Annotated in this window: 14 protein-coding genes; all 14 read right to left on the bottom strand. The window is 36.2% G+C overall.

Annotated elements, in window-relative coordinates:
* Positions 1-41 precede the first annotated feature (41 nt).
* Positions 42-929, bottom strand: coding sequence for a translation elongation factor Ts (gene tsf, locus ACY9Z2_RS05385; RefSeq protein WP_463608591.1), 888 nt, complete (start codon positions 927-929; stop codon positions 42-44).
* A 90-nt stretch (positions 930-1,019) separates the two neighbouring features.
* Positions 1,020-1,766: a 30S ribosomal protein S2 gene (gene rpsB / locus ACY9Z2_RS05390; RefSeq protein WP_463608592.1), complete on the bottom strand. Its 747-nt coding sequence runs from the start codon at positions 1,764-1,766 to the stop codon at positions 1,020-1,022.
* 181 nt (positions 1,767-1,947) lie between these two features.
* Positions 1,948-2,376 (bottom strand): DUF6115 domain-containing protein, encoded by a 429-nt coding sequence (locus tag ACY9Z2_RS05395; RefSeq protein ID WP_463608593.1) that lies wholly within the window; start codon positions 2,374-2,376, stop codon positions 1,948-1,950.
* Positions 2,377-2,386: 10 nt separating this feature from the next.
* Complete coding sequence (locus ACY9Z2_RS05400; RefSeq protein ID WP_463608594.1) at positions 2,387-2,686, bottom strand: hypothetical protein; 300 nt, start codon at positions 2,684-2,686, stop codon at positions 2,387-2,389.
* Between the two features lie 27 nt (positions 2,687-2,713).
* On the bottom strand, positions 2,714-4,075 hold the full coding sequence (locus ACY9Z2_RS05405; RefSeq protein ID WP_463608595.1) for a flagellar assembly protein A: 1,362 nt from the start codon (positions 4,073-4,075) through the stop codon (positions 2,714-2,716).
* Between the two features lie 32 nt (positions 4,076-4,107).
* Positions 4,108-4,881: a FliA/WhiG family RNA polymerase sigma factor gene (locus ACY9Z2_RS05410; RefSeq protein WP_463608596.1), complete on the bottom strand. Its 774-nt coding sequence runs from the start codon at positions 4,879-4,881 to the stop codon at positions 4,108-4,110.
* Between the two features lie 65 nt (positions 4,882-4,946).
* Complete coding sequence (locus ACY9Z2_RS05415; protein ID WP_463608597.1) at positions 4,947-5,444, bottom strand: chemotaxis protein CheD; 498 nt, start codon at positions 5,442-5,444, stop codon at positions 4,947-4,949.
* Entirely contained in the window at positions 5,437-6,075 is a 639-nt protein-coding gene (locus tag ACY9Z2_RS05420; protein WP_463608598.1) for a chemotaxis protein CheC, read from the bottom strand. The genes ACY9Z2_RS05415 and ACY9Z2_RS05420 overlap by 8 nt, the downstream gene beginning before the upstream one ends.
* A gap of 5 nt (positions 6,076-6,080) precedes the next feature.
* Positions 6,081-6,551 (bottom strand): chemotaxis protein CheW, encoded by a 471-nt coding sequence (locus tag ACY9Z2_RS05425; protein ID WP_463608599.1) that lies wholly within the window; start codon positions 6,549-6,551, stop codon positions 6,081-6,083.
* Between the two features lie 730 nt (positions 6,552-7,281).
* Positions 7,282-9,306, bottom strand: coding sequence for a chemotaxis protein CheW (locus ACY9Z2_RS05430; protein WP_463608600.1), 2,025 nt, complete (start codon positions 9,304-9,306; stop codon positions 7,282-7,284).
* A gap of 1 nt (position 9,307) precedes the next feature.
* The gene (locus ACY9Z2_RS05435) at positions 9,308-10,372 is read right to left on the bottom strand and encodes a protein-glutamate methylesterase/protein-glutamine glutaminase (RefSeq protein ID WP_463608601.1); all 1,065 of its coding nucleotides are present in this window, start codon (positions 10,370-10,372) and stop codon (positions 9,308-9,310) included.
* A gap of 5 nt (positions 10,373-10,377) precedes the next feature.
* Complete coding sequence (locus ACY9Z2_RS05440) at positions 10,378-11,238, bottom strand: MinD/ParA family protein (protein WP_463608602.1); 861 nt, start codon at positions 11,236-11,238, stop codon at positions 10,378-10,380.
* A complete protein-coding gene (flhF, locus tag ACY9Z2_RS05445; protein WP_463608603.1) occupies positions 11,231-12,355 on the bottom strand; it encodes a flagellar biosynthesis GTPase FlhF in 1,125 nt (374 codons plus the stop codon). Before flhF ends, ACY9Z2_RS05440 begins: the two co-directional genes overlap by 8 nt.
* On the bottom strand, positions 12,352-14,388 hold the full coding sequence (flhA, locus tag ACY9Z2_RS05450; protein ID WP_463608604.1) for a flagellar biosynthesis protein FlhA: 2,037 nt from the start codon (positions 14,386-14,388) through the stop codon (positions 12,352-12,354). Before flhA ends, flhF begins: the two co-directional genes overlap by 4 nt.
* Positions 14,389-14,408: the final 20 nt, after the last annotated feature.

Genomic DNA, 14,408 nt, shown 5'->3' on the forward strand with positions numbered 1-14,408 from the left:
TCGAGAAAAAGGGAACAACATGTGTCCCCTATCTAGTTTCACTATTTATTATTGATTTGGTTTCTAACTTCTTCTGCAAAGTTATCTTCACGCTTTTCCATACCTTCGCCAACTTCATATCGTACGAAAGTTTGAACAGTAGCGCCTTTATCAGCAACAAACTTTTTAATTTTTTGATCTGGGTCTTTAACAAAGTTTTGCTCTAGTAAACAAATTTCTTCAAAGAATTTGCCTAAACGACCTTCTACCATTTTTTCTACGATGTTTTCAGGCTTTCCTTCGTTTAAAGCTTGTGTTTTTAGTACTTCACGCTCACGGCTAACTTCTTCCTCAGAAACAGCATCACGTGAAACATAACGTGGGTTTACAGCAGCAACATGCATAGCTACATCTTTAGCTGCCTGTTCATCAGTCGTGCCCTCAAGTAATGTTAAAACGCCAATGCGGCCACCCATGTGAAGGTATTCGCCAAATGCATCGTTATCTGTCTTAGAAAGCAATGCGAAACGACGTAATGATATTTTTTCGCCAATTTTAGCTACAACACCATTAATATATGATTCAACAGTATCGGTTTCGCCATCCATATTCTGTTGTAATGCTTCTTCTACGTTAGCAGGATTTTGCGAAATGATATGTTTTCCTAGTTTCGACAATAGTGCTTTAAATTGATCGTTCTTTGTAACGAAGTCAGTCTCACAGTTCACTTCGATAAGTACTGCAGTATTGTTGTCCACTTCAATATGTGTTAAACCTTCAGCAGCAATACGATCTGATTTTTTAGCAGCCTTAGCTACACCTTTTTCACGAAGGTAGTCGATTGCTTGTTCAATATTACCATCAGTTTCAGTAAGTGCTTTTTTACAATCCATCATACCAGCACCTGTTTTTTCACGTAACTCTTTAACTAATTGAGCAGTAATTGCCATTTTAATCCTCCTAAAAAATAGTTATTCAAAAATATCTCTGAAAAAAAGGTGATAAAAGGCTTATCCCCTTATCACCTCGTTTATACATGCCTATTCTTTATCTGCTTCTACCGTTTCTAAAGCTTTTTCTTCTTCTGCTGCAGCCTCTGTTTCTTCACCTTGCTTAACTTCTAAGATAGCATCTGCCATTTTAGATGTAAGAAGTTTAACAGCACGGATTGCATCATCGTTTGCAGGGATAACGTAATCAATTTCATCTGGATCACAGTTAGTATCTACAATTCCGATGATAGGGATGTTTAATTTATGCGCTTCAGCGATTGCGATACGCTCTTTACGTGGATCGATAACGAACATTGCATCAGGTAGCTTCTTCATTTCTTTAATACCACCCAAGAATTTCATTAAGCGATCTTTTTCTTTTAATAGGTTAACAACTTCTTTTTTTGGAAGAACATCAAATGTTCCATCCTCTTCCATACGCTCAATGTCTTTTAGACGTTGAATACGTTTACGGATTGTTTGGAAGTTTGTTAGTGTACCACCTAACCAACGTTGGTTTACGTAGTACATACCAGAACGAGTTGCTTCGTCACGAACAGAATCTTGTGCTTGCTTTTTCGTTCCAACGAAAAGTACTGTACCTCCGTCAGCTGCGATCTCTTTCACATACTTGTACGCTTCATCAACCTTCTTAACGGTTTTCTGTAGGTCGATGATATAAATGCCGTTACGCTCTGTAAAGATGTATTTTTTCATCTTTGGATTCCAACGGCGAGTCTGATGTCCGAAATGTACACCAGCTTCTAGTAATTGCTTCATAGAAATTACTGACATTCTAAATTCCTCCTAATGGTTTTTTTCCTCCGTTTGTGTCATTTTTATACAAGGACCAAATGGCACCACCTATATAAATCGACAAACGTGCGTGGTTAGACTTACTCACCTAAACGGTGAGCACAGTATTTTCACCATCAATAAATATATCATAAGCCTTAATTGGTAGCAAGTGTTAATACTATTTTTTTGCATGTAATTTGACAATTAAGTCCACTTCCGTTTTTCCACTATCTAATTTACGAGCAATTTCTTCATTAGATAGACCTTGACTGTGCAATTGAAGAATTTGGGCTTGTAATGAGGTTTCATACTGAACTTCATCAGTGGCAGTTGGAGCCTGGTATTCTTTCACAGACGGTTCTTGTTCCACTTCCACATTTACTGGTTCGGGTTTAAAAACTTGCTTTTTTTCTTCTCTTTCAAGTAAAACTCTTTCCAATCTTTTGTTTTCTTCTTTTAGTTCATTCAAGTACATTTCAAAAATTTCAATCATATCCTGTGAGGAATCTTCCTGTTTAGGAAGTTGAGATTGTTTGTATAATTGATAAATTGCAACGAAAGCAACTATGTGTAATAGAAAACTAATGATTAATAAAAATGATGTCATTTAATCCCTTCTATCCGTTAAAATCGATATGATTACCGAGGTATGGGTGGTCAATTGCTGGTTCTTTCTCCTTCTTTGACCGTTGTTTTTCACTGTTGTTACTTGATTGATTTTCATCCTTGGAGTTGTTTACATGTGTGGTTTCATCTGACTCATTAACTCGTTTACGGTTTTTATCCATCTCTTTTATTTGATTGGTGGCTAGAGCTTCTTGTAGTGTTTGATTTTGTTTCATCATTTGATCTTGTATCTTACCAGCGTCTTGTGTGCGTGGTAAAGCAACTTGCATTTCTATTGATTTCCAACTCACTAGCCCCACATCCCTCATAAATAAAATTTATAGTGAATGAATAACAATTTCATTTTTTTCTAATTTAGCCTGGACGTAGTTGTGTGTACTGTCAATATTTCTTTGATATTTACCGAATGAAATTGTAACACTCGGATAAAGTTGTCGATTTACTTTTAGAGATGCTTCTTCTATTTCCCCTATTTTAGAATCAATAAGCGAAAGTTGCTGATCGATTATCTTTAATTCAGCACGCGTTTTTTCATAAGATGTACGCTGCTTTACTAACGTTTTCTTAATTGCAGGATTTTGTTGATTCTCGTTATTTAGTTTATCACCAAGAATTATCAATTTAGCTAATGTAGCTTCTAGTTCATCCTTTTTATGTTTAAGCTGAATAGCTTTATCGTCTAAAGTTTTATTTATTCCGAAAGCTATTTCCGTTTTGCTATTTAACCGGTTACCTACATCTTTAGCTTCAGCTGTCTTACCAATCGATAAATTTCCACCTATTATACTTCCTCGTTGACAGAATACGTGGCTACCAACGTTACATTTACTATGTAAGATTGAGTTTTCCACATATAAATCTTTTCCAACATTAACATTTCCTTGATTAATATAGCCTATATGAATATTCTCTTCAGCTTTTAAAAAACCTTTTTGCATACCAGCTAAGCCTTCTGATATGAAAATCGATCCGCCTGCTTCAATTGTTGCTGCTTCTACCATTCCAAATATTTTAATATCACCAACAGCCTTTACTTTATATCCGGTTGGAACATCACCTTTGATAATGATAGTTCCTATAAAATCAAGGTTACCATCCTTCATAGAAAGACTATCATTTACTTCAAAAATAGCATGAACTTGAATTGCACCATTAGCTACACTAATTTGACCATCTGTAGTCGCGTATACGGAATTATCATCTTTGTTAAATACGACATTTTTACCATACCTCATTGGTACTGGCTTTCCTGATTGAGCCGGAATTTCCTTCCCAAATACGCTTTTCCCTGATTGCCCTTTTGTCGGTAAATGAATTGTTGCAATCTTTTGTCCGGTTATGACGGATGGTATCTTCATAACATCACGAAAGTTCCAATCTGGGGTTCGAACGATTTCATTACTAAAATTTAATGCATATTCAACCCAGCCATCAACACCATGAATTGGCGAAGTTCCCTTAGCTATAGTAATCGGAAATAGTGATTTATCTGGATTGGTTAAAACTAGTTGAACCATTTCTTGATCAATTCCAAAATCAATCTTATTTTTCAATAAAAACTGGTAGAACTCTTTCTCGTTTATTTGGGCGTCCTCTGTATATTCGGATGAACAATACAAACGAGCAACCAAATTGTCATCACTAACTTTGGTGTGAAAAAACGTTTGTAATTGTTCCATGTTAATTCCCCTTTTAGTATCCAGTTCCTGTACTACGCCTGGATTTTTTCTAATGTATTTTTAAGTTTAAATATTGCTTTCTTATGTATTTGCGAAATCCGTGACGTTGTTAGGTTAAGGACTTGTCCAATTTCGGTCAGCGTTAATTCTTCATTATAAAATAAACTAATCACCATTTGCTCATTTTCGTTTAACGATTTGATACTAGTAGCTAATTCTTTATTTAGTTCATTTGATAATAGATGACCATCAGGCGATACTGTTGTATCATCTGCAATCGAATATCCTATTCCTTCCTTATGGTCACTAAATCCGTCTTTTGGTTTTTCTTCTATCGATAGTATATTTGCAAAAAGTGAATCTTTAATATGCGTTTCCACTTCTTGTGCTGTCATATTCACCTTCCCAGCAATTTCACTTGAAGTTGGCTTTCGTTGGTGTTTTTGTTCTAGGAGCTGTGTAGCTTGTTCTATTTTTTTCGTTTTTTCACGAATAGAACGAGGTAGCCAATCTTCTTTTCTGAGTCCATCAATAATAGCACCCCTAATACGAAATGACGCATACGTATCAAATTTTAAATCACGTGAGGGTTCGAACTTTTTAAGGGCATCATACAAACCCATTAGCCCAAAACTTCGTAAGTCGTCTTTACTTACATTTTTAGGCAAGTGACTTGCGATACGTTCAAGATGAAAGTTTACCAAATATAAGTAATTCTTAATAAGTTCATTAGCAGCTTCACGATCTTGATTTGTTAACCAATTTTCCCATAACTGTTCCTCTAGAGGAGAATTATCAGTATTCATATTATGTGCTCCTCTCCTAGTTCAATTTCAAGAAATGTCTAACCTTATCATTAGCTGTTTTACGATTAAATAAAAGACTCTCCTTGATGAATCGTCCTTACTTTTAGTTTACCTGAAACAGGATCAAATTCAATGGTTCTCCCGGAATTACCACCAACATCCGATGAAATAATTGGAATTCCATGAAATTTTAATTTAGACTCTACTGCTTCAACATTTCTCGGTCCAATTCGCATCATGTTAGAGGATGTTGTAAATTCAAACATTTGTGCTCCCCCTGCCATTTTTGCTTGAAAGGAATTTTTTCTACCTCCGGCATTACATAGCTGAAGCACTAAACTATCTACGGCTGTATCAGCATACTTGTATATATTTAACGAATCTTTTTTACCTAAAGCTGAGTCCGGCAACATGACATGTGCAAGACCAGCAAGCTTTTTATGAAGATCATAGATCACTACGCCAACACATGAACCCAAACCTGACGTACGAATACTATCAGGTGCTTTTACTAATTTCAGATCTGCTATACCAACTTTTATAATTGTTTGTACTTCATTCATTGTCTTTTATTCCTAATGCTTGAAATATTTGTTCAAACGACTCTGGATCAGGGAGTAAGAAGAACTTTCCGTTCACACCAGTAGATGAGTCTATCTCATTAATTGTAGTATCGATGATAATTGCATAATCCATAACTTGTGAAAGTTCTAGTAATCCAAATGTTAAAATAGCTCCCGCCATATCCACACTTAATGATGGTACGGAAGGTTGCATATTAATATTGGTAAAATCAGATAACGCAGACAAGTAAGTTCCTGCCAGAATATTTCCTATCTCTTGTAATGCAGATATTGCAAGATCGTTTGGAGGTTCAGGTCCAAAGAACGAGAAATCAGAATCTGAAATAATTTGCCTTACTAAGTTTTCTGCTTCTTTAATGGTTAAGATGAAAAATACGGTGCCAGGAGCATTACCTTGAATACGTATCATGACAGCAACAATTAAGTTTTCTGGTCCACCGATCATATCCATCACTTCATCAAAAGGGATTATTTTCACTGATGGAACGTGCATATCTATTTTCTTATTCAGAAGTTTGGACATGGAGGTAGCAGCATTGCCAGCACCAATATTTCCAATCTCCCGTAATACATCCATTTGAACACTGGATAAACCATTTTTAAAATCCATGTTAATTATCCTTCCACACTACGTAACGCATCAACTTCCTCATGAGATAAAACCTTTTGAAGATCTAACAATATGAGTAAGCGGTTTTCTAGCTTCGCAACTCCTTCAATGTAATCAACATCCACTGTTCCTACAACTTCAGGAGCAGGCTCGATTGATGATTCTGGTATATCAATTACGTCATTTGCAGCATCTACAATTAACCCTACTTCCAAATCACCTAAATAAACAATAATAATTCGTGTTGAATCTTGAAAACCTATTGGTTCTATTCCAAAACGAACACGTAAATCGATTATTGGCGTAACAACTCCGCGCAAATTAATAACACCTTTTACAAAATCCGCTGTTTGCGGCACCCGAGTAATCGGCTGCATCCGCTCAATTGAACCTACTTGTTGAACTGATACTGCATATTCTTCATCATTTAACTGAAACACAATTACCTTTTTATCCACTACCGTTTGATTTTCCATATCTTTTACCTCCTGGAATTAATTATTTTATTTTGCTCTTAAATTTAATTGATTCTATTAGCAGTTGACTAGAATTGCGGCGTAACATGTTGGCCGGTCATTACTCTGTCGCGGACTCAGATGCCCTTATTTTTACTTTTCGGGTGCGTTATATTGGCTAAACGGACTGAGGATGCCTTATTTAAGTAAAAACAGGTTAAAATCAGGCTTTTTTTACTAAATAAGGTCTCCTGTGTCCGCAAACAACAACTTTCACTATAATTTTGTTCAAATAAGGTATCTGATGTCCGCATATTTTAATTTCGCTACTTTCTTAGTATCCGTAAAGTGCGAACTAGTGAAAATTCATGTTAGGGTAACAGCAACGTTGATTTCCGCGGGCGGCTGGTGAGCCTCCTCGGACTGACGTCCTGCGGGGTCTCACCTATGCCTATTAATCCCGCAGGAGTCGACTGCCCTCCGCTCCAATCAACTGCCGAAACAGCGGATAATTATAACATTTTATCAAGCTCCATACAAAAGAATTAAGAGTTATGTAGCACAACCCCAGCGGAGGAAAAACACGGAGACTCCTGTGGGAGCAGAAGCCTAGATGAGACCCCGCAGAGCGTAAGCTCGAGGAGGCTCATCAGCTGCCCACGGAAAGCGCAGTGTTTTTCCGTAGCGGTCGTCGCTAAACTTAATTTTCACTATTTCGCAATTTCCTTCAACTGAGAACGTCTAACAACTTTTATTTAACTAGCGCATTACTATCAATAATAAGTGCAACTTGCCCGTCTCCTAGAATTGTTGCTCCAGAAATCGCAAATACATTTGATAAATAGTTACCCAAAGATTTTAAAACTACTTCTTGTTGACCAATAAATGAATCAACAACTAATCCAGCCGTTTTGTCACCTTTTTTCACAATAACTATTGAATAATAGTCTGTATCATTTTGATCTTCGTTTGGAACTTCAAATACATTGTTCAAAAATGCTAATGGAACAACTCGTCCGCGAAAATCAATAACTTTTTTATTGTGGGCTTGCATGATTTGATCCTTATGAATGATTGCTGTTTCGATAATTGAAGATAATGGTATTGCATATTTTTCATTTCGTAATTCAACTAGAAGAACAGACATAATGGATAAAGTTAATGGTAGTTGAATAGAAAATGTAGAACCTTTATCTAGCTGTGCATCAATTGAAATATTTCCCCCAAGCGATTCAATTGTGTTTTTTACGACATCTAACCCTACGCCACGACCAGAGAGGTCTGAAATTGTTTCGGCTGTGGAAAAACCACTGGCCATAATCAGTTCGTATACTTGTTGATTGGTTAACGACTCTGCTTGATTTTCTGTAATAACCCCGTTAGAGATAGCTTTCTGTAATACTTTTTCTTTATTAATACCCGCACCATCATCTGATATTTCAATAAATACATGATTCCCACTATGATATGCTTGCAATTTGATGGTTCCTTGTTCTGGCTTTCCTTTTTTCTTTCGATCATTTGGCATTTCGATACCATGGTCCATCGCATTCCTAATTAGATGTACTAATGGATCACCAATCTCGTCGATAACAGTGCGGTCCAATTCAGTTTCCGCTCCAATTATGTCTATTTCTACGTCTTTTCCAAGATCACGAGCTAGCTGTCTAATCATTCTAGGAAAACGGTTAAACACTTGATCTACAGGAACCATTCGCATTGTCAAAATTATATTTTGTAAATCACTCGAAACCCTTGACATTCTTTCCACTGTATCTTGTAAATCATTATGATGTAACTCAGAAGAAATCTGTTCTAGTCTACCCCGATCAATAACGAGTTCTTCAAATAAATTCATCAGAATATCCAAGCGTTCAATATTTACTCGAATAGTTTTATTCGAACCGTTCTTTTTAGCAACAGTAGTTGATTCAGACTTCTCAGTAGATGAACTAGCGCTATTTTGAGCCTCTGGTTTGGAATTACTTATTTCTTGTTGTTTTTCTTTAAATTCCTTAACAGAAAACGGGTTAACGATAATTTTCTCTACTTCTGATACTTTATTAATACTTGCTTCGATATCTTCTTGCTTGGATCTTGAAATAAACATAAGAGTGAAAGAATATTCGAAATTCTCTTCTTCTAAATCACTAACAGCTGGTTCCGATTTGATTACTTCTCCTAGTTTTTCTAGTACTTCAAATATCATAAATACTCGAGCGCCTTTTAGTAAACAATCTTCTCTTAATTGGACCGTTATTTCATAATTTGAAAAACCTCTTTCGGCAGACTCTCCTAAAATGGATAATTCAAATTCATCCAGTGATTCTATTGATAAAAGTGCATTATTCATAGATTTGTTCGGTGTTTCTGATTGTTCATTAAGCGTTACCTGATCACCATTCTCGATTTGAATTAAACTGTTGATAACTGCAGCAACATCTCGTTTCCCGTCACCGCCTCCTCCGATACTCTCGACAATAGCGTTGAGATGATCGACTGCTTCGAATAGTACATCCATGGTTTCTGTTTTGATGTTAATTTTGTCGTATCTAATCCCATCAAATACGTTTTCCAATTGATGTGTTAAGTTCGCTAAATCTGAAAAACCCATTGTTGCAGACATACCTTTAAGTGTATGCGCTGAACGAAAAATCTCACCAATTATGGCCTTTTCGGTTGGATTTTTCTCTAGTGCCAATAACTGCTTATACATGGATTCAAGATGTTCGTTACTTTCGTCAATAAAAACATCAAGATATTGTGTTGTATCCATTTTACTTCCCCCCTGAATTTTTATCTAAAAAAGAAATCATTTCTCCTACCTGATGTAAATGAACAATATGATTTACGGTGTTTGTCTTCACTGCAGCTTTCGGCATCCCGAATACAATTGAAGATTTTTCATTTTCCGCTATAACCATTGAATTTGGATCTTTTTCTTTTAGGTATGTAAGTCCTTTGGCCCCGTCACTTCCCATACCCGTTAATATAACAGCGGTCTTATTGACATTTGTTACTTCAGCAACTGATTCAAGTAATACATCAACTGATGGTCTGTGACCGTTACGTTCAGTTTCTTGTGTAAGTTCTATTGCAAGAGAGGTGCCAACTCTTCTTACTTTCAAATGATAGTTACCTGGTGCAATATACACAGTAGATTTTTGAATAATTTCTCCATGTACCGCTTCTTTAATATGTATTTTTGTCAATGTATTTAGCCGGTCAGCTAGTGATTTAGTAAATCCCGGGGGCATATGCTGAACCACAACAATCGGTGTGGTAAAATCATCTGGCAAGTCCGTCAGAACTCGCTGTAAAGCTCTTGGCCCACCAGTTGAGGTTCCGATTGCAATTAAGGAATGAGCGTGCCGAAGTTTGTTTGGTTGTTCCATTTTTAGTGGTCTACTAGAAATCGGCTGATTTACATTTTTAGAAATTAATGCTTCCGAGGCAACTATAACTTTGGATATTAATTCGTCCTTAATTTTTTCTATATCCAATGAAATAGAGCCTGATGGTTTTTGTACAAAATCAACTGCCCCATTTGATATTGCTTGGATCGTTTTAGACGAGCCTTCTGCTGTAACACTAGACAACATTATTACTGGTATTGGATTTATTTCCATAACTTTTTGCAAAGTTGAAATGCCATCCATAACAGGCATTTCGACGTCCAGTGTTACTAGATCTGGCTTTAGCGCTTCTATTTTTCTTAGTCCTTCTTCACCATTTCTAGCAGTGGCAATTACATCTATTTGAGAATGACTAGACAATAAATCAGAAATCATTTTGCGCATAAAAGCTGAATCATCTATTACTAGAACTCTGATTGGGGACATCTGGTTCACCTCTCAATAAATAATTGCTTTAATTTCTGCACAAATGATGATGGTTTTCCACTATTCACTTCTTTATGCTGTAAATAGTCTTTAACGATTTGCTTCATACCCTTTGATATTGCCGCGTGTTCATTTAAGAGTGTATATGGTATTTGTCTGATTACAGCTGTTGATACTAAACGGTCATCAGGCAAGACACCCATATGTTTCACTTCTATTTGTAAAAACTGTGAAATAACACGCTGAAATCGGTCTAAGGATTTTTTTCCACTTTTGTAGGAAAGTGTACGATTCATTACTACATATATCGGCATTTTTCCGTGATTGTTTACGATATGTTTAATCATTCCATATGCATCTGTTATTGAAGTCGGCTCTGGAGTAGTAATAACGATACATTCATCCGAAGATATGATGAAAAACAAACTCTCTTGAGTTGCCCCGGCTCCCATATCAAAAATAATATAATCATATTCTTGAACCAATTCGTTATACTGATCCAAGAAATACTCCCTGTGCGTTGAATCCATCGTAAATAAATTGGAGAGCCCGCTTCCAGCAGCAATATATGCTAGACCATTAGGGCCTTTTTCAACAATTTCATGTATTTTATATCGATGTTCAAACATGTCTACAATTGTTTTAGAAGCGTTAAGACCGAGCAGAATATCAATATTCCCCATTCCTACATCTAAGTCAATTAACAATACCTTTTTATCAGTCTTTACTAGTTCAAGTGAAAAATTTAAAGCAAAATTAGATTTACCAACCCCGCCTTTTCCACTGACCACCGCTATCGTTTTAGCCTGCCTAGGATCCTTCGATACCTGTAATTTCCGACGAAGACTCATAGCTTGATCATTCATCTCGGTATTCACCAACTATAAATTCACTAATTTTCTCGGGTGATGGTTTTACTAAATCATCCGGTACATCTTGACCATTAGTCATATAAGCAATTCCTCGTTGATTCAATAATGCTAGATTTAACATACTACCGTATTGACGCGTTTCATCAATTTTGGTGAAAATAAATTCTTTTATTGGAATATGTTTAAATTGGTCACTAATTTTTTGTAAATCTTTTGGTTTTGAAGTCAGAGATAACACTAGGTACGTTTCAATGTCATCATTAAAATTGATACTATTTTTTAAATCAGTTACATATCGTTCATCTCGAAAATTTCGTCCAGCTGTATCTACTAAGATCAAGTCATAATGATGGAATTTTTCTACAGCTGCTTTATAATCGTCAATATTATAAGCAACCTCTAAAGGAACATCGAGAATTTTCGCATACGTTTTTAACTGTTCAATCGCAGCAATCCGGTACGTGTCTGCTGTAATAAAAGCAACTTTTTTGTTCTTTTTCAGCATGCTTTCTGCAGCAATTTTTGCTAGTGTTGTTGTTTTACCAACACCCGTTGGACCTACAAAGTGGATAATTCTTTTATCAAAGGATACACCTTCAAATGAAAGGTCCTTTAATCTCTTAGCTATTTCATTTTTCACGTCAGTAAAAATAGTACTCTGTTCAATCTGGCCATCTTTTCCTACATGGTTCTTTAATACAACTTCCATAATTTCAGTTGCAAACGATTCATCTACCTCTTGTTCCACGAGGTGCTGAAAAGCAATTTCATATGGAGGACTGAATTTAGACTGCCCTTGTCGATTTTGAACCTCAACTAGTTTTTTTAACTGTTTAATTTCGTTTAAAACATTAGTATCAATCGTAGAACGTTCTGAGCCAGTTTTTTGATGCTCTACATTACGTTTTATTTTGTCGTTTATAGGTTTAGGTTTAGTAGGTTCAGGATCTAATGCAGCAATAACTTCAATATTTCTTTTCTTAAAAAGGCCAAAAAACTTCCCATTACGTACTTCTTTGGAATTTAAAATAACTGCATCTTTACCAAGTTCTTTTCGAATTTGATTCATTGCCTCTGGCATCGTTGCTGCTACGTATTTTTTCACTCTCATGCTACATTCACCACCCCTACACTTTGTACCTGAACATGCGGTTCTAGTTCGTTATAAGACAACACAACCACCTGCGGTAAGAATCGTTCAACTAATTGTTTCATATACATTCGGATTGCAGGTGAACATAATAATATCGCTGTATCCTCTTGAAGCATCATTCGTTCTACTTCCTCATGAATCATTTTAATAATCAACTGTTGAGAATCAGGGTCTAAAGCTAAATAATTACCGTGTTCTGTCTGTTGAATATTTTCTGCAATCATTTTTTCTACTGCACCTGATACAGTAATCACTTTTAATGACATATCATCGCCTATATATTGCTTTGTAATTTGCGGTGATAATGCTTGCCTTGCATATTCAGCTAGTAATTCCGTATCATTCGTCATTTTTGCAAAGTCCGCAAGTGTCTCAAAAATAACTGGTAGATTACGAATTGATACATTTTCTCGCAACAATTTACCCAACACTTTTTGCACATCCCCAAAAGATAAAGGCTCTGGTGTCACTTCCTCTACTAAAATTGGATAGCTTTCTTTTAGATGATCGATTAATTGTTTTGTTTCTTGGCGACCAAGTAAAATATGTGCATGCTTTTTAATAACTTCCGTCACATGTGTCGATACGACTGACGGCGGATCAACCACCGTGAAACCTGATAATTCTGCCTCATCTTTAACATCTTCGCTAATCCATTTAGCAGGTAGTCCGAATGCCGGCTCTTTCGTGTCAATACCATCTAAACCATCATCATCGTCAATCCCTGGCGTCATTGCCAAATAATGATCAAGTAAAAGCTCTCCTGTAGCAACTTCATTCCCTTTTATTTTTAGGCGGTATTCATTCGGATTTAATTGAATGTTATCTCGTATCCGAACCACAGGAATAACAATCCCTAGCTCAATAGCTAACTGGCGACGAATCATAATTACGCGATCAAGCAGGTCACCCCCCTGACTTGCATCGACTAATGGGATTAAAGCATAGCCAAACTCAAATTCGATTGGATCCATATTTAATAGATTCACAACATTTTCAGGTGATTTCATCGCAGAGCTTTCCGTCTGCTCTTGTTCTTCCGTATCTGGTTCCTCAGGTTGTTCGCTTTGTTTCAGCAATAAATAACCACTTAATGCTAAGAATCCAGCAATAGAGGTAGTAAGTAAAAAGTTTATCGGTGTTAATCCGAGTAAGAAAATAGTACCAGCTGCAATAAAGAGTAGTTTTGGATATTGTAATAATTGACCAGATACATCACTACCTAAATTACCTTTTGACGTTGCCCTGGTCACAATTATCCCAGTGGCAGTAGCGATTAATAGTGCTGGAATTTGCGATACCAATCCATCGCCAACTGTTAAACGCATAAACGTATTAAGCGATTCTTGAAACGACATCCCCATCTGAACCATACCTATAATTAGTCCAAATATTATATTAATAATAACGATTATGATTCCCGCAATAGCGTCACCTTTGACGAATTTACTAGCTCCATCCATTGCTCCATGGAAATCCGCTTCATTTTCAACTTTTTCACGACGTTCTTTAGCCTGATGTTCGGAAATTAACCCAGCATTTAAATCCGCGTCAATACTCATTTGTTTTCCTGGCATAGCATCTAAAGAGAATCTAGCTGCAACTTCTGAAACACGTTCCGCCCCTTTTGTAATAACTAAAAATTGAATGATAACCAAAATAATAAATACAACAAAACCAACCAATGGATTACCACCAATAACGAATGAACCAAAGGTCTCAACCACTCCTCCAGCGTGACCTTCGGACAAGATTGCTCTTGTCGTCGAGACATTTAACGCCAATCGAAACAAAGTAAGTAGCAATAATAGGGATGGAAAAATAGAAAATTGTAGCGCTTCTTGCGTATTCATTGATACTAAAATAACAATAAGTGCTAAACTAATATTTATTAAAATTAGAATACTTAATAGCCATCCAGGTAATGGAACAACTAACATTGCAATTATTAGAATTACACCTAACAATACAGATAAATCACGTGCTTTCATGGATGTCACTCCTTAAATCC

It is taken from the genome of Virgibacillus sp. GM2-2, from assembly GCF_055329585.1.

What these genes read in the sequence shown, in the direction of transcription:
- ACY9Z2_RS05420 (WP_463608598.1), bottom strand. Translation starts at nt 6,075, where the DNA reads ATGGATTTTAAAAATGGTTTATCCAGTGTTCAAATGGATGTATTACGG.
- ACY9Z2_RS05440 (WP_463608602.1), bottom strand. Translation starts at nt 11,238, where the DNA reads ATGAATGATCAAGCTATGAGTCTTCGTCGGAAATTACAGGTATCGAAG.
- ACY9Z2_RS05435 (WP_463608601.1), bottom strand. Translation starts at nt 10,372, where the DNA reads ATGTCCCCAATCAGAGTTCTAGTAATAGATGATTCAGCTTTTATGCGC.
- ACY9Z2_RS05415 (WP_463608597.1), bottom strand. Translation starts at nt 5,444, where the DNA reads ATGAATGAAGTACAAACAATTATAAAAGTTGGTATAGCAGATCTGAAA.
- ACY9Z2_RS05405 (WP_463608595.1), bottom strand. Translation starts at nt 4,075, where the DNA reads ATGGAACAATTACAAACGTTTTTTCACACCAAAGTTAGTGATGACAAT.
- ACY9Z2_RS05430 (WP_463608600.1), bottom strand. Translation starts at nt 9,306, where the DNA reads ATGGATACAACACAATATCTTGATGTTTTTATTGACGAAAGTAACGAA.
- ACY9Z2_RS05425 (WP_463608599.1), bottom strand. Translation starts at nt 6,551, where the DNA reads ATGGAAAATCAAACGGTAGTGGATAAAAAGGTAATTGTGTTTCAGTTA.
- tsf (WP_463608591.1), bottom strand. Translation starts at nt 929, where the DNA reads ATGGCAATTACTGCTCAATTAGTTAAAGAGTTACGTGAAAAAACAGGT.
- ACY9Z2_RS05395 (WP_463608593.1), bottom strand. Translation starts at nt 2,376, where the DNA reads ATGACATCATTTTTATTAATCATTAGTTTTCTATTACACATAGTTGCT.
- flhA (WP_463608604.1), bottom strand. Translation starts at nt 14,388, where the DNA reads ATGAAAGCACGTGATTTATCTGTATTGTTAGGTGTAATTCTAATAATT.
- ACY9Z2_RS05410 (WP_463608596.1), bottom strand. Translation starts at nt 4,881, where the DNA reads ATGAATACTGATAATTCTCCTCTAGAGGAACAGTTATGGGAAAATTGG.
- flhF (WP_463608603.1), bottom strand. Translation starts at nt 12,355, where the DNA reads ATGAGAGTGAAAAAATACGTAGCAGCAACGATGCCAGAGGCAATGAAT.
- rpsB (WP_463608592.1), bottom strand. Translation starts at nt 1,766, where the DNA reads ATGTCAGTAATTTCTATGAAGCAATTACTAGAAGCTGGTGTACATTTC.